Origin of the sequence: Mycolicibacterium canariasense (assembly GCF_002101555.1) — a bacterium.
GTDB classification, from domain to species: Bacteria; Actinomycetota; Actinomycetes; order Mycobacteriales; family Mycobacteriaceae; genus Mycobacterium; species Mycobacterium canariasense.
Map to the genome: position 1 here is coordinate 21,296 of NZ_LQOL01000080.1, position 15,435 is coordinate 36,730.

At 68.1% G+C, this 15,435-nt stretch carries 14 protein-coding genes; 12 read left to right on the forward strand and 2 right to left on the reverse strand.

All coding sequences use genetic code 11. The annotated features are described in order from the left end of the window. Window positions 1–5: 5 nt before the first annotated feature. From rapZ to whiA, 3 genes are read left to right on the forward strand one after another with little or no spacing between them, the layout of a single operon-like run. Complete coding sequence (gene rapZ, locus AWB94_RS27235) at window positions 6–881, forward strand: RNase adapter RapZ (RefSeq protein ID WP_062655540.1); 876 nt, start codon at window positions 6–8, stop codon at window positions 879–881. Further along, the gene (gene yvcK / locus AWB94_RS27240) at window positions 878–1,984 is read left to right on the forward strand and encodes a uridine diphosphate-N-acetylglucosamine-binding protein YvcK (protein WP_062655539.1); all 1,107 of its coding nucleotides are present in this window, start codon (window positions 878–880) and stop codon (window positions 1,982–1,984) included. The genes rapZ and yvcK overlap by 4 nt, the downstream gene beginning before the upstream one ends. Continuing rightward, entirely contained in the window at window positions 1,981–2,958 is a 978-nt protein-coding gene (gene whiA, locus AWB94_RS27245) for a DNA-binding protein WhiA (RefSeq protein WP_109762056.1), read from the forward strand. Before yvcK ends, whiA begins: the two co-directional genes overlap by 4 nt. An 11-nt stretch (window positions 2,959–2,969) precedes the next feature. Here whiA and AWB94_RS35280 read toward each other — a convergent pair whose 3' ends face one another. Together AWB94_RS35280 and AWB94_RS27250 are read right to left on the reverse strand one after the other, a co-directional pair. Then, on the reverse strand, window positions 2,970–3,134 hold the full coding sequence (locus AWB94_RS35280) for a hypothetical protein (protein WP_165605285.1): 165 nt from the start codon (window positions 3,132–3,134) through the stop codon (window positions 2,970–2,972). Beyond that, entirely contained in the window at window positions 3,112–4,644 is a 1,533-nt protein-coding gene (locus tag AWB94_RS27250) for a cellulase family glycosylhydrolase (RefSeq protein ID WP_062655538.1), read from the reverse strand. Before AWB94_RS27250 ends, AWB94_RS35280 begins: the two co-directional genes overlap by 23 nt. A 656-nt stretch (window positions 4,645–5,300) precedes the next feature. On the opposite strand from AWB94_RS27250, the gene AWB94_RS27255 reads away from it, so the two are divergent. From AWB94_RS27255 to ppc, 9 genes are all read left to right on the forward strand, one after another. Next, entirely contained in the window at window positions 5,301–7,076 is a 1,776-nt protein-coding gene (locus AWB94_RS27255) for an ABC transporter ATP-binding protein (protein ID WP_062655537.1), read from the forward strand. Continuing rightward, entirely contained in the window at window positions 7,073–8,071 is a 999-nt protein-coding gene (locus AWB94_RS27260; protein WP_062655536.1) for a phospholipase D-like domain-containing protein, read from the forward strand. The genes AWB94_RS27255 and AWB94_RS27260 overlap by 4 nt, the downstream gene beginning before the upstream one ends. A gap of 79 nt (window positions 8,072–8,150) precedes the next feature. Further along, window positions 8,151–9,170 (forward strand): type I glyceraldehyde-3-phosphate dehydrogenase, encoded by a 1,020-nt coding sequence (gene gap, locus AWB94_RS27265; protein WP_062655535.1) that lies wholly within the window; start codon window positions 8,151–8,153, stop codon window positions 9,168–9,170. A 33-nt stretch (window positions 9,171–9,203) separates the two neighbouring features. Continuing rightward, window positions 9,204–10,424 carry a phosphoglycerate kinase gene (locus tag AWB94_RS27270; RefSeq protein WP_062655534.1) on the forward strand — a complete coding sequence of 407 codons (1,221 nt, stop codon included), beginning with the start codon at window positions 9,204–9,206 and terminating at the stop codon, window positions 10,422–10,424. A gap of 8 nt (window positions 10,425–10,432) precedes the next feature. Then, window positions 10,433–11,218, forward strand: a complete 786-nt coding sequence (tpiA, locus tag AWB94_RS27275; RefSeq protein ID WP_062655533.1) for a triose-phosphate isomerase — start codon at window positions 10,433–10,435, stop codon at window positions 11,216–11,218. A gap of 25 nt (window positions 11,219–11,243) precedes the next feature. Further along, window positions 11,244–11,480: a preprotein translocase subunit SecG gene (gene secG / locus AWB94_RS27280; RefSeq protein WP_062655532.1), complete on the forward strand. Its 237-nt coding sequence runs from the start codon at window positions 11,244–11,246 to the stop codon at window positions 11,478–11,480. A 138-nt stretch (window positions 11,481–11,618) separates the two neighbouring features. After that, a complete protein-coding gene (locus tag AWB94_RS27285) occupies window positions 11,619–12,203 on the forward strand; it encodes an MspA family porin (RefSeq protein WP_062655591.1) in 585 nt (194 codons plus the stop codon). Beyond that, window positions 12,200–12,535 (forward strand): hypothetical protein, encoded by a 336-nt coding sequence (locus AWB94_RS27290; RefSeq protein ID WP_062655531.1) that lies wholly within the window; start codon window positions 12,200–12,202, stop codon window positions 12,533–12,535. The genes AWB94_RS27285 and AWB94_RS27290 overlap by 4 nt, the downstream gene beginning before the upstream one ends. 56 nt (window positions 12,536–12,591) lie before the next feature. Then, entirely contained in the window at window positions 12,592–15,408 is a 2,817-nt protein-coding gene (ppc, locus tag AWB94_RS27295) for a phosphoenolpyruvate carboxylase (protein WP_062655530.1), read from the forward strand. Window positions 15,409–15,435: the final 27 nt, after the last annotated feature.

The following is a 15,435-nucleotide window of genomic DNA, read 5'->3' on the forward strand; positions in this document are numbered from 1 at the left end:
AGCATATGAGTGACGAATCTGGTATCGAGGTCGTCCTCGTGACCGGGCTCTCCGGCGCGGGACGCGGTACCACCGCCAAGGTGCTCGAAGACCTTGGTTGGTATGTGGCCGACAACCTGCCGCCGGAGCTGATCGCCAGAATGGTCGACCTGGGATTGGACGCCGGGTCCCGGATCACCCGGCTGGCCGTGGTGATGGACGTGCGGTCCAAGGGATTCACCGGCGACCTGGACTCGGTGCGTACCGAACTCGGGACCAGGGGCATCGAACCGCGGGTGCTGTTCATGGACGCCTCCGACGAGACGCTGGTCCGTCGCTACGAACAGAACCGGCGCAGTCATCCCCTGCAGGGCAATCAGACGTTGGCCGAAGGCATCACCGCCGAACGGGCCATGCTCGCGCCGGTGCGCGCGGCCGCCGACCTGGTGATCGACACCTCCACGCTGGCGGTGCCGGCGTTGCGGGAGAGTATCGAACGCGCCTTCGGCGGCGAGACGGTCGCACACACCAACATCACCGTCGAATCGTTCGGTTACAAGTACGGTCTGCCGATGGACGCCGACACCGTGATGGACGTCCGGTTCATCCCGAACCCGCACTGGGTCGACGAACTGCGTCCGCACACCGGCCAGCATCCGGCCGTGCGGGACTACGTGCTGGGCCAGCAGGGCGCCGCGGAGTTCCTCGACACCTACCATCGGCTGCTGGGCGTGGTCATCGACGGCTATCGCCGGGAGGGGAAGCGATACATGACGGTGGCCATCGGCTGCACGGGTGGTAAGCACCGCAGCGTGGCGATCGCCGAGGCGCTGGCCGGCCGGCTGCAGGGCGGCGAACAGTTGACGGTGCGGGTGCTGCACCGCGATCTGGGGCGCGAATGACGGACCCGCACGCGGCCGGCGACTTCCCGCAGGCGAGGCGGCCGGCCGACCCCCGGGTGGTGGCCCTCGGCGGCGGGCACGGCCTGTACGCCACCCTGTCGGCGGCCCGCCGGCTCACCCCGCACGTCACCGCCGTGGTCACCGTCGCCGACGACGGCGGCTCGTCGGGGCGGCTGCGCAGCGAGCTGGATATCGTGCCACCCGGTGATCTGCGAATGGCGTTGGCCGCGTTGGCCTCTGACACCCCGCACGGCAGACTGTGGGCGACGATCATCCAGCACCGGTTCGGCGGAAGCGGGGCACTGGCCGGGCATCCCATCGGCAATCTGATCCTGGCCGGGCTCAACGAGGTGCTGACCGACCCGGTGGCCGCCCTCGACGAACTCGGCAAGATCCTGGGCCTCAAGGGCCGGGTGCTGCCGATGTGCCCGATCGCGCTGCAGATCGAGGCCGACGTGGCCGGCCTGGAGACCGACCCGCGGATGTTCCGGGTCATCCGCGGCCAGGTGGCGGTGGCCACCACCGTCGGCAAGGTGCGCCGGGTCCGGCTGCTGCCGGGCGATCCGCCGGCCACCCGGCAGGCGGTGGACGCGATCATGGCCGCCGACCTGGTGGTGCTCGGTCCCGGCTCCTGGTTCACCAGCGTGATCCCGCATGTCCTGGTGCCGCAGCTGGCCGCCGCCCTGCAGGCCACCACCGCCCGGCGGGCACTGGTGCTCAACCTGGCCGCCGAGCCGGGCGAGACGGCCGGCTTCTCGGCCGAGCGGCACATCCACGTGCTGGCTCAGCATGCGCCCGGATTCACCGTCGACGACATCATCGTGGACTCGGCGCGGGTGCCCAGCGACCGGGAGCGCGAGCAGCTGATCCGCACGGCGACCAACCTCGGCGCGAACGTGGAGTTTGCTGCGGTGTCCCGGCCTGGTACACAGTTACATGATCCATCGATGCTGGCCGCCGCACTGGAGCGGGTCCGGCTGCGGGGCAGGGCATCACGTCCAGATGACAGCGATTCCTCTGCTCCCACCCCGGCCCGGCCGGTCGAGGGAGTACACGGGCAATCGACGGTGAACGTATCGAGGGGTGACGAGTCGTGGCGATGACAGCTGAGGTGAAGGACGAACTGAGCCGGCTGGTCGTGAACTCGGTCAGTGCCCGCCGGGCCGAGGTGTCCTCGCTGTTGCGCTTCGCCGGTGGGCTGCACATCGTCGGCGGCCGGGTGGTGGTGGAAGCCGAGGTGGACCTGGGCATCATCGCGCGGCGGTTACGCAAGGACATCTTCGACCTGTACGGCTACAACGCGGTGGTGCATGTGTTGTCGGCCAGCGGCATCCGCAAGAGCACCCGCTACGTGGTGCGGGTGGCCAAGGACGGTGAGGCGCTGGCCCGCCAGACCGGCCTGCTCGACCTTCGGGGCCGTCCCGTGCGCGGGCTGCCCGCCCAGGTCGTCGGCGGCAGCATCAACGATGCCGAAGCCGCTTGGCGGGGTGCGTTTCTGGCGCACGGTTCGCTGACCGAGCCGGGCCGCTCCTCGGCCCTCGAGGTGAGTTGCCCCGGCCCGGAGGCCGCCCTGGCCCTCGTCGGTGCCGCGCGGCGGCTCGGGGTCAGCGCCAAAGCCCGTGAGGTGCGCGGCAGCGACCGGGTGGTGGTCCGTGACGGTGAGGCGATCGGCGCCCTGCTCACCCGGATGGGTGCCCAGGACACCCGGCTGACGTGGGAGGAACGCCGGATGCGGCGCGAGGTGCGCGCGACGGCGAACCGGCTGGCCAATTTCGACGATGCCAACCTGCGCCGCTCGGCGCGGGCGGCGGTCGCCGCGGCCGCACGGGTGGAGCGGGCCCTGGACATTCTCGGTGAGTCGGTGCCCGATCATCTGGCCCAGGCCGGCCGGCTGCGGGTGGAACACCGGCAGGCGTCGCTGGAAGAACTGGGCCGGCTGGCCGAGCCGCCGATGACCAAGGACGCGGTGGCCGGCCGGATCCGGCGGTTGTTGTCGATGGCCGATCGCAAGGCCAAGCAAGAGGGCATCCCCGATACCGAGTCGGCCGTCACGCCGGATCTGCTCGACGACGCCTGACCCCCTGCTGCTCAGGCGGCCTCGCGGTGCCGTCCGGGGCCGGTGTACCGGTGCGTGGTGTGCCGCGCCGCCTTGTCCGGTTCGCGGTCGGTGCCGGAGCCGGCGGTGGCGCCGGTCGGGGGTGCCGACGGCTCCGACGAGTCGGCCTGCGCGTCAACAGCTTTCGGGGTGGCCACGCCCGGTGTTGGGTGCCTCTTCTTTGGGGGTGACGCCCACGCCGGTGGTCCTGTCGGTCTTGTCGGTGACCTTCTTGGTGACCTTCTTGGTGACCTTCTCGGTGGCCGGGACCGCCGCAGACGACACCGATGTAGCGGCGGTCTTGACGGCGAGAGCGTCGGTGCTGGTCTTCGCCGTGGTGGTTTTGAGCGCGGTGGGCAGCGATTTGAGTAGATTGCTCACCGCGGTGACCACACCGGTGGCGAGCTGGCGCACGGCCGCGACGGCTCCGCTGACCAGTTTGGTGACACCGACGACGACGGAGTGCACCACACGGGCGACCGCGGTGACCAGTTGGCTCAGGACCTGTGCGGGGCCGGACGCCCCGGTGGTGATCGGATGCGCCGCGATCCAGGCCTTGATGACGGCCACGGCCTGTTTGGCGGTCCAGGTGTCGGTGAAGACGCCCAGGTTGTCCTCGGCGGTGCTCGAGCCGGTAGCGGTGTCGATGAGCGAGTAGATGAACGACGGCCCGACCCCCGACAGCGTCGCCCACGTCGTGAGGAAGTCCTGGATATAGGCGGCCTGGTTGGCCTCGCCCGCTTGCGTCGACGGCTCACCGTACTCGGTGGCCCAGATCAGTTTGGCCGCATCGCCGTTGGCCTGCATCACCGCACGCATCTGCTCGAGCTGCTGCAGGGCAGAGTTGACGAATGTCGAACCCGCGGAGAACAGGCTGGTGTAGTTGTACGGGTGGAAGGCCAGCGCGTCGAAATAGCCGGCGGCGCCGTCGGCGTACATCTGGGTGAGGAAGGTGACCGGGTCGATGGTCGCGGTGCCGATGCTGATTCCCGCCCCGAGTACGCCGCCGACGACCGTCGCCTTCGGGTCGACCGCCTTGATCGCGGTATAGGCGGCCTTGAGCAGCGCGGTGTAGGCCGCCGCGTCCGGTGTCGGGTACCACCCGGTGAAGCCGTTGGGTTCGTTCCAGATCTCGTACGCGGCGATCTTGGCCTCGCCGTTGTTGGCGGCCGTCCCGTAACGGGAGGCGACCGCCGAGACGAAGGAGGCGTAATCCGATGCGGCACGCGGGGCGCCGTCGGCCACCAGACCACCGTAGGGCGAGGCCCAGGTCGGGGTGCTGGTGATCGCCGCGTCCACCGCGATGCCGTACGAGGCCGCGGTGTCGAGCAGCTGGTCGGCCTGCGTCCAGTTGTAGGTCCCGTCGGCGGGTTCCATTGCACGCCAAGGCAGGAACACCCGGATCTGGGTGACGCCCATCGACTGCAGTTGTTGCATCGCCGTGTCGAGGTCGGCCTGGTCCATGAAGTACAGGCTGGAGTCGGCCATGCCCACCGTCGTCGAGGAGGTATCGATGGAGGCGGTCAGTTCGACCGCCTGGGTGACCGCCGTGGGACGGACAGGTACGGGAACGGCGAACCCCGCCGAGGTGGCGACCACGGACGCGACCAGCAGCGGAATGGTCATGGTGTGCAGCAACGACGTGACGTGGTGGCGGTTCAGCGGCATGTCCCACTCCTGGCGCTCAATTGCCTCCCAGCTGGAGTCAGAGGACTTTAACGCACCGATTCGGCGCTCAACCGACGACGATTTTCAGGTAGCCCTGGCGAATTGCCGCCGACAATAATTACCGGACGCCATATTCGACGGTTCGCGCATCGACCGCAAATGTCGTCGTCGCGCCCGCAGGCATCGGGATAATTCCTCCGGGCGTCGTAATAGAGTGTCGGGCAACTGGTTACGCATATCACGTAAATGGTTTCCGGTCCGCGTAACGCATTTTCAGCCAACCGCCGAACCGGCCAAAACTCGCCGCCGGCAACGTGTTTGCCGCGACGGCGAGCGATTTCGCCGCACGGCCGCGCACGCGCCGTATCGGTAAATCCTCTCGCGCGTTCCGTGCCACGGCGGAACTGCGCTTTCGGATCCATACGACCCGTGTCGGCAATACGGTGAATCGGGTTGGGCGGCCTTTCCGGCCGGCCTCGCGCTACCAGCACATTGTGGGAAAATGCACAGGTGTTGCGCAGCGCGCCGAGACGTCCGTGCGATGTTCGGACGCGTGCTCGCGTCTCACTCCCGCGTCAACCCGACGTTGTACTGTGTGGCGACAAACTTCGACGTCAACCCAACCCGGTTCATCCCACACAGAGGCGGCGGTCGCGATGAGGCTGATCCTTGAGTTGATCCGCCCCTACCGGTGGTTGGTGGCCGGCATCTTCGGGGTGCTGCTGATCCAGATCGCGATGGGCCTGGCCGCGCCGTGGCCGTTGAAGGTGGTGCTCGACAGCGTCGTCGGCGACCACCCGCTGCCGGGCTGGTTGCACGGGCTGTTGCAGCCGATGCTCGGCGGCGAGGGCCGGATGCACATCGCCGGGTTGGCGGCGATCATGGTCATCGTCATCGCGGTGATCGCCGCCCTGGCCACCTACGCCGCGAACTACCTGACCGAGACCGTCGGCCAGCGCATCGGCAACGACCTGCGTACCCGGGCCTATCACCATCTGCAACAACTGTCGCTGAACTACTTCGACACTCATCGCGTCGGGCCGATCCTGAGCACCCTCACCGATGACGTCGACACCATCCAGGATTTCGCGTCGGCCTCCACCCTCGGTATCGCGACCGATCTGCTGACCATCTTCGGCATGCTCGTCGTGATGCTGTGGCTGCAGTGGGATTTCACCCTCGTCGCGCTCGCGGTGGCGCCACTGCTGCTGCTGTTCGTCTCCCGCATCCGCAAGGCCGTGAAGGCGGCCACCCACGAGGTGCGCCGACGGGAATCCGACATCGTCGCGGTCGCCGAGGAAGGACTGCAGTCCATCCGGGTGGTCAAGGCGTTCGACCGGGAGGATCTTCAGGAGCGCCAACTCGCCCTGGCCGGCCAACAGGCGGTGGACGCGGCACTGAACGCGCGACGGGTGAAATCGGTGGTATCACCGATCGTCGCCGTCGTCGTGGCCGCCTGCACCGCGCTGGTCTTGTGGCGCGGTTCGGCGCTCATCCTCGCCGGGGCGATGACGGCGGGCACCCTGACCGTCTTCATCTCCTATCTGGTGTCGTTCTTCAAACCGGTTCAGGACCTGGCGAAGCTCACCAACACCATCGCCATGGCCTCGGTCGGGGTGGACCGGGTCAACGAGCTGCTGACCGCCGAGACCACGGTCGAGGAGAAGCCGGACGCCGTCGAGCCGGCCCGCATCAAGGGCGCCATCAGCTTCGAGCGGGTGGCGTTCAGCTACAACGCCGAAACACCGGTGCTGCGCGATGTCACCTTCGAGGTGGCGCCGGGCCAACTGGTGGGCGTCGTCGGGCACACCGGCAGCGGTAAATCCAGTCTGGTCAGCCTGATTCCGCGGTTCTACGACCCGAGTGTGGGCACCGTCCGGATCGACGGTGTGGATCTGCGCGACTACAAACTGCACGAGTTGCGCCGCCAGATCGCCTACGTGCTGCAGGACACCGTGCTGTTCCGCGGCACCATCCGCGACAACATCGCCTTCGGCAGGCCCGACGCCGACCACGACGAGATCGTCGAGGTGGCCAAACTGGCCAACGCCCACGAGTTCATCTCCGAGATGCCGCAGGGCTACGACAGTGCGGTCGGCGACCGCGGGCTCACGCTGTCCGGCGGGCAGCGCCAGCGCATCGGCATCGCCCGCGCCCTCATCCGGGACAGCCCCATCCTGATCCTCGACGAACCCACCGCAGCGTTGGACGCGGAATCCGAGCACCTGGTGATGTCGGCCCTGCAACGGCTGATGGCCGACCGGACGGTGATCACGATCGCCCACCGGTTGTCCACCATCCGCGACGCGGACAAGATCGTGGTGCTCGAGGAGGGCCGCGTCGTCGAGGAGGGCACCCACAACGAGCTGCTGACGGCGGGCGGCAGATACGCCGACTTGCACCGCATCCAATACGAGGACGAGACACCGTGACGCGATCGTTGATCATCCTGCCCGACGACTCCGCGCAGCCGGTGCTCGACGCCATTCACGGGTCCACCCGTTCGGTGCGCATCAAGATGTTCGCCTTCAGCCATCGGCCGCTGCTCGACGCGGTGGTGGCCGCCCACCGGCGCGGAGTCGATGTCAAGGTGATGCTCAATCCCGAGCGGCGCGACGGCGAGACCGACAACGACGCCGCCCGGGAGATGTTGCAGCGGTTCGGTATCGAGGTGCGGGAGAGCAATCCCGCCTTCGACCTGACGCACGAGAAGTCGATGGTGGTCGACGACGAGCACGCCTTCGTCGAATCGCTGAACTGGACCGAGGAGAACTTCACCCTCACCCGTGACTACGCCGTCGTCACGCCCAGCGCCTATGAGGTCGCCGAGATCATCGACTGCTTCGAGGCGGACTGGGCACGCGAAGACTTCGATCCCGGCACCGGCGCCCACCTGATCTGGTGCCCGTCCAACGGCCGGCACCGGATCGCCGACTTCATCGACAGCGCCAAGCACACCTTGTTCCTGCAGAACGAGCGCTACCAGGACCCGGTGATCATCGAACGCCTCGTGCGGGCGGCCCGCCGCGGCGTGAAGGTGCACGTGATGGCGCGCGCCGCGCATCACCTCAAGGACGGCAAGCTCGTCGAAGGCGTCAGCGGGATGCGCATCCTCGACGATGTGGGCATCAAGATCCACCGGCTCAAGCACATGAAACTGCACGCCAAGATGATTCTGGCCGATCACGAAAGGGCCGTCGTCGGCTCGATCAACTTCTCCCCGGGCAGCTTCGACCACCGTCGGGAACTGGCCATCGAGGTGACCGATCACGAGATCACCAAGAGGCTCAACGAGGTGGCCCACCACGATTGGAAACACTCCGCGCCGATGGATCTGTCCGACGCCGGTCTGATCGCCGACCTGACCGGCCGGGGCCGTGACGCACACGACATCGACCAGCTCGCCCTGCACGACCCGGACGCCTGACCAGCTCGCACGCGACGAAAGCCGGACCACTAGGCTGACGTGCGAGCAGTGCACCGCCGACTAGTCAAGGAGACATCACGTGACCATCCGGGTAGGCGTCAACGGTTTCGGCCGGATCGGGCGTAACTTCTTCCGCGCGCTGGATGCGCAGAAGGCCGCCGGTAAGAACACCGATATCGAGATCGTGGCCGTCAATGACTTGACCTCGACCGCCACGCTGGCGCATCTGCTGAAATTCGACTCGATCCTGGGCCGGCTGCCCTATGAGGTCAGCGTCGACGGCGACAGCATCGTGGTCGGCGACCAGAAGATCAAGGCGCTGGCCGTCAAGGAGGGCCCGGCGGCCCTGCCGTGGGGTGACCTCGGTGTCGACGTGGTGGTCGAGTCGACCGGCATCTTCACCAAGCGCGACAAGGCGCAGGGACACCTGGACGCGGGCGCCAAGAAGGTCATCATCTCCGCGCCGGCCACCGATGAGGACATCACCATCGTGCTGGGCGTCAACGACGACAAGTACGACGGCAGCCAGAACATCATCTCCAATGCCTCGTGCACCACGAACTGCCTGGGCCCGCTGGCCAAGGTGCTCAACGACGAGTTCGGCATCGTCAAGGGCCTGATGACCACGATCCACGCCTACACGCAGGACCAGAACCTGCAGGACGGCCCGCACAGCGACCTGCGCCGGGCCCGCGCGGCCGCGATCAACATCGTGCCGACCTCCACCGGTGCGGCCAAGGCGATCGGGCTGGTGCTCCCGGAGCTCAAGGGCAAGCTGGACGGGTATGCGTTGCGGGTGCCGATCCCCACCGGTTCGGTGACCGATCTGACCGCCGAGGTGTCCAAGACCGGCACCGTCGAGGAGATCAATGCCGCGTTCGCCGCGGCCGCCGACGGCCCGCTCAAGGGCATCCTGAAGTACTACGACGCACCGATCGTGTCCAGCGACATCGTCACCGACCCGCACAGCTCGCTGTTCGATTCGGGCCTGACCAAGGTGATCGACAACCAGGTCAAGGTCGTGTCCTGGTACGACAACGAATGGGGCTACTCCAACCGTCTCGCCGATCTGGTGGCGCTGGTCGGTAAGTCGCTGTAATCGGGGCGAGCGAAGCGACGGGATAGAGACACAGTGGTTGCCACGCTTTCTGATCTGCTCAAAGAGGGTGTCGAAGGTCGGGGCGTGCTGGTGCGCTCCGACCTGAACGTCCCCCTCGACGACTCGGGCACCATCACCGATCCGGGCCGCATCATCGCCTCGGTGCCGACGCTGAAGGCGCTGGCCGAGGCCGGTGCCAAGGTCGTGGTGACCGCCCACCTGGGCCGCCCCAAGGGCGAGCCGGACCCCAAGTTCTCGCTCGCCCCGGTCGCCGCGGCGCTGGGGGAGAAGCTGGGCCGCCACGTCCAGCTGGCCGGCGATGTGGTCGGCACCGACGCCTTGGCCCGGGCCGAGGGCCTGACCGACGGGGATGTGCTGCTGCTGGAGAACATCCGCTTCGACCCGCGGGAGACCAGCAAGGACGATGCCGAGCGGCTCGGGTTGGCCAAGGCGCTGGCCGGGCTGGTCGAGGGCGCCGACGGGTCGCCGGGTGCGTTCGTCTCCGACGGGTTCGGGGTGGTGCACCGCAAGCAGGCCTCGGTGTACGACGTCGCCACCCTGCTGCCGCACTATGCCGGCACGCTGGTGGCCACCGAGGTCACGGTGCTGCAGCAGCTGACCAGCTCGACCGAGCGGCCCTACGCCGTGGTGCTCGGCGGGTCCAAGGTGTCGGACAAGCTGGCCGTCATCGAAAACCTGGCCACCAAGGCCGACAGCATCGTCATCGGTGGTGGTATGTGCTTCACCTTCCTTGCCGCACAGGGCCTTTCGGTGGGTTCCTCGCTGTGCCAGGAGGAGATGATCGACACCTGTAAGAAACTGCTGGAGACCTACGGCGACGTGATCCACCTGCCGGTGGACATCGTGGCCGCCGAGAAGTTCGCCGCCGACGCGGCCGCCGAGACGGTGGCGGCCGACCGGATCCCGGACGACAAGATGGGCCTGGACATCGGGCCCGAGTCGGTGAAGCGGTTCACCGCGCTGCTGTCGAACGCCAAGACGATCTTCTGGAACGGCCCGATGGGCGTGTTCGAGTTCCCGGCGTTTGCCGCGGGCACCAAGGGGGTCGCCGAGGCGATCATCGGGGCCACCGAAAAGGGCGCGTTCAGCGTGGTCGGCGGCGGCGATTCGGCGGCCGCGGTGCGACTGCTCGGACTGCCCGAGGACGGCTTCTCGCACATCTCCACCGGCGGCGGCGCGTCGCTGGAATACCTCGAGGGCAAAACCCTGCCCGGCATCGACGTTCTGGACTAAGGACATACATGGCCCGTAAGCCGCTCATCGCCGGCAACTGGAAGATGAACCTCAACCATTTCGAGGCCATCGCGCTGGTGCAGAAGATCGCCTTCGCCTTGCCGGACAAGTACTTCGACAAGGTCGACGTCACCGTCATCCCGCCCTTCACCGATCTGCGCAGCGTGCAGACCCTGGTGGACGGGGACAAGCTGCGCCTGACCTACGGCGCCCAGGACGTCTCCCAGCACGATTCCGGTGCCTACACCGGTGAGATCAGCGGTGCCTTCCTGGCCAAACTGGGCTGCACCTTCGCCGTCGTCGGCCATTCGGAGCGCCGCACCTACCACGCCGAGAGCGACGAACTGGTGGCCGCCAAGGCCAAGGCCGCGCTCAAGCACGGGCTCACCCCGATCGTGTGCATCGGCGAGGGACTGGACATCCGCGAGACCGGTGAGCACGTCGCCTACAACGTGAACCAGCTCAAGGGTTCGCTGGCCGGGCTGTCCGCCGAGCAGATCAGCCAGGTGGTGATCGCCTACGAGCCGGTATGGGCGATCGGCACCGGCCGGGTGGCCAGCGCGGCCGACGCACAGGAAGTGTGCAAGGCGATCCGCGACGAGCTGGTGACGCTGGCATCACCGGAGATCGCCGCCGGGGTGCGGGTGCTCTACGGCGGTTCGGTCAACGCCAAGAATGTCGGCGAGATCGTGGCACAGCCCGACGTGGACGGTGCCCTGGTGGGCGGCGCCTCGCTGGACGGTGAGCAGTTCGCCACGCTGTCGGCGATTGCGGCGGGCGGACCCCTGCCGTGATTTCGGGCCCGGTAGGCTGACCGCCATGGAACTCGCTCTGCAGATCACCCTCGTCGTCACCAGTGTCCTGGTGGTGCTGTTGGTGCTGCTGCATCGCGCCAAGGGTGGCGGCCTGTCCACCCTATTCGGTGGTGGCGTCCAGTCCAGCCTGTCCGGCTCGACGGTGGTGGAGAAGAACCTGGACCGGCTGACCTACTTCGTGGTCGGCATCTGGGTGGTGTCCATCGTCGGGATGGCGCTGCGGATCAAGTACAACGTCTGATCACCGGCCGCGTCGGGCCGCTACACCGCGGCACAGGTTGACATAGCCGGGTATCAGCCCGCACTCAGCACCCGCTCCTAGGCTCGCGGCGTGCCCAGAATTCTCCCGCCCGCCGCCGCGGCGGCCGTGCTGCTGTGCGTGGCGGCCGGGACGGCGCGGGCCGATCCGTTGCCCGTCGCCGACGTGACACAGTCCGCCGATACCGACGACGGCTGGCACCTGAGTGTCGGGCTGACCCGGATGACCATCAACTCGGTGCCCAATATGGCGGCCACCGCATTCACCCGCGAGGGTTTCGTCACCGGTAAGGCCGAGGCCGACATCGCCGGCAGCGGGGCGGAAGCGGTGAACTCCGGCACTCTGGTGTTCGGGCTGCAACTGGGCTGCCAGATCGACCTCAGCGAGGGCGGCAGCGTCGGCGGCGACGCCGATATCGGCGTCAGTCCCGGCTTCAACGGCAGCAACGTGCTCAACGACATCGGCCCGTACGCCGATCTGGGCGGCAATGTCTCGATCAACCTGCTGCCCGGCACCATCACCAATATCGGGCTCGGCAAGAAGGCGCTCAAGGGCCGCACCGGCGAGATCGTGGTGCACGACGCACATGTGAAGGTCGACGCGTGTGGTGGTCCGGTGTCCATCCGATTCTTCTCCACCGCGATGATCGACACCGACAAATCCGACGACAGCGTCAACGCCTACGGGGACATCCTGACGCTGTGAACCGTCGCTGGATGATGGCCGCCGTGCTGCCGGTCGCGGTGCTGTTGGCGCCGCCGGCGGCGGCCGACTGCACCGGGGCGGGGGACTTCGGCGCGGCGGCCGGTTGTGCGCCGCCGGGCACCGGTTCCGGCTCGTCGGCGCAGAGCTGGCCGCCCACCGCGGTGGACTGGCCGCCGCAGCTCGACTCCATCGCAGGCGATGACGCGACGGACAAAACACCAAGCCCGCCAATCGTTTTGCCGACCGGCCGGCCCGCGCCGCGGGCGCCGTCGGAGACCCCGCCGACCGGCACGTCCGCGCCGCCGACACCCATCGTGCCCGCCGGTGGCTGACCGATACCGGCAGTCTCGTCATGCGTGGCCGCAGCAGCCCGTCGATAATCGTGTGCATGGCTGAGAACGGACGGGTGGACACGGTGCTCGAACCGATCGGATCGGTGCGGCGTACGAGCGTCGGCCGGGAAGCCACCGAACCGATGCGCGAGGACATCCGGTTGCTGGGGGCCATCCTCGGGGATACCGTCCGCGAGCAGAACGGCGAGGTGGTCTTCGATCTGGTGGAACGGGCCCGGGTCGGCTCGTTCCAGGTGCGCCGCTCCGAGCTCGACCGCACCGACCTGGCGCGGCTGTTCACCGGTATCGACATCCACCTGGCCATCCCGGTGATCCGGGCGTTCACCCATTTCGCCCTGCTGGCCAACGTCGCCGAGGACATCCACCGCGAACGGCGCCGGGCCGTGCACGTCGCCTCCGGCGAACCACCGCAGGACAGCAGCCTGGCCGCCACCTACGGCAAACTGGCCGATGCCGCCCTGGACGTGGACGCCGTCGGTCAGGCATTGCGCGGTGCGCTGGTCTCCCCGGTGATCACCGCCCACCCCACCGAGACCCGCCGCCGGACCGTCTTCGACACCCAGCATCGGATCACCGAGCTGATGCGGCTGCGGCTGCACGGCCAGACCAGCACCGCCGACGGCCGCGATATCGAGACCGAACTGCGCAGGCACATCCTGACGCTGTGGCAGACAGCGCTGGTGCGGTTGTCGCGGCTGAAGATCTCCGACGAGATCGAGACGGGCCTGCGCTACTACCAGGCGGCCTTCCTGGAGGTGATCCCCAAGGTCAACGCCGAGGTACGGACCGCGCTGGAGACGCTGTTCCCCGGCGCCGGACTGCTGGCCGAGCCGATCCTGCGGCCCGGGTCGTGGATCGGCGGCGACCGCGACGGTAACCCCAACGTCAACGCCGATATCGTCCGGCTCGCCACCGGGCGGGCCGCCCACACCGCGATCGCGCACTATTTCGGCGAGCTCACGGCGCTGGAACAGGAACTGTCCATGTCGGCGCGGCTGGTGCACGTGTCCGAGGAGCTGCTCGGCCTCACCGCGCTGTGTACCGAGCCGGCCCGTGCCGACGAACCCTATCGCCGCGCGCTGCGCGTCATCCACGCCCGGCTGACCGCCACCGCCGCGGCCATCCTCGACGAGCAGCCAGGGGAGGTGCTCGATCTCGGCCTGCCGCCGTACGTCACGCCCGCCGAGCTGCTGGCCGATCTCGACGTCGTGGATGCGTCGCTGCGGGCCAACGGCAGCGCCGTGCTGGCCGACGATCGGCTGAGCCGACTGCGAGAAGCGGTGCGGGTCTTCGGTTTCCACCTGTCCGGGTTGGACATGCGGCAGAACTCCGAGGTGCACGAGCAGGTGATCGCCGAGCTGCTGGCCTGGGCCGGTGTGCACCCGGACTACGCCTCGCTGCCCGAGGACGAGCGGGTGGCGCTGCTGTCCGCCGAGATCGCCACCCGGCGGCCGCTGATCGGCGAGGGCGCCGAACTGTCCGAGCTGGCCCGCAAGGAGCTGGGCATCGTCGCCGCCGCGGCGCGCGCGGTGAAGATCCTGGGACCGCAGGCGGTGCCGAACTACATCATCTCGATGTGCCAGTCGGTCTCCGACATGCTGGAGGCGGCCGTCCTGCTCAAAGAGGCTGGGCTGCTGGATGTTTCGGGTGAGTACCCGTACGCCCCGGTGGGTATCGTGCCGCTGTTCGAGACGATCGACGACCTGCAGCGCGGGTCCGGGATCCTGGAGGCGGTACTCGACCTGCCGGTGTACCGGGCCATGGTGTCCGCGCGCGACGACCACCAGGAGATCATGCTCGGCTACTCGGATTCGAACAAGGACGGCGGGTACCTGGCGGCCAACTGGGCGCTGTACCGGGCCGAACTCGATCTCGTCGAATCCGCCCGCAAGACCGGCATCAGGCTGCGGCTGTTCCACGGTCGCGGCGGCACCGTCGGCCGCGGCGGCGGCCCCAGCTACGACGCGATCCTGGCCCAGCCGCCGGGTGCGGTGAACGGTTCACTGCGTATCACCGAACAGGGCGAGGTGATCGCCGCGAAGTACGCCGAGCCGCGGATCGCCCACCGCAACCTGGAGACGCTGCTGGCGGCAACCCTGGAATCCACCCTGCTCGATGTCGAGGGGCTGGGGGAGGCGGCCGAGCCGGCCTACCAGGTGCTCGACGACCTGGCCGCCCGCGCCCAGCGGGCATACGCCGAATTGGTGCACGAGACACCGGGTTTCGTCGAATACTTCAAGGCCTCCACTCCGGTCAGCGAGATCGGCGCGCTCAACATCGGCAGCAGGCCCACCTCACGCAAACCGACCACGGCCATCTCGGACCTGCGGGCCATCCCGTGGGTGCTGGCCTGGAGCCAATCCCGGGTGATGCTGCCCGGTTGGTACGGCACCGGCACGGCGTTCGAGGAGTTCATTACGGCGAAGGGTCCGCAGGACGAGAAGCAGCGCCTGGAGGTGCTGCAGGACCTCTACGAGCGGTGGCCGTTCTTCCGGACCGTGCTGTCGAACATGGCGCAGGTGCTGGCGAAATCCGATATGGGGCTGGCCGCACGGTATTCCGAACTGGTGCAGGACGAGGCGCTGCGGGCGCGTGTCTTCGACAAGATCCTGGCCGAGCACGACCGGACCATCCGGATGCACCGGCTGATCACCGGTCAGGACGACCTGCTGGCCGACAACCCCGCCCTGGCCCGGTCGGTCTTCAACCGTTTCCCGTACCTGGAACCGCTGAATCACCTGCAGGTGGAGTTGCTGCGGCGGCATCGGGCCGGGGACACCGACGAGCTGGTGCAGCGCGGCATCCTGCTCACCATGAGTGGGCTGGCCACCGCGCTGCGCAACTCCGGTTAGAGCGTCCCGAGGCACGTTCCGGGGAAC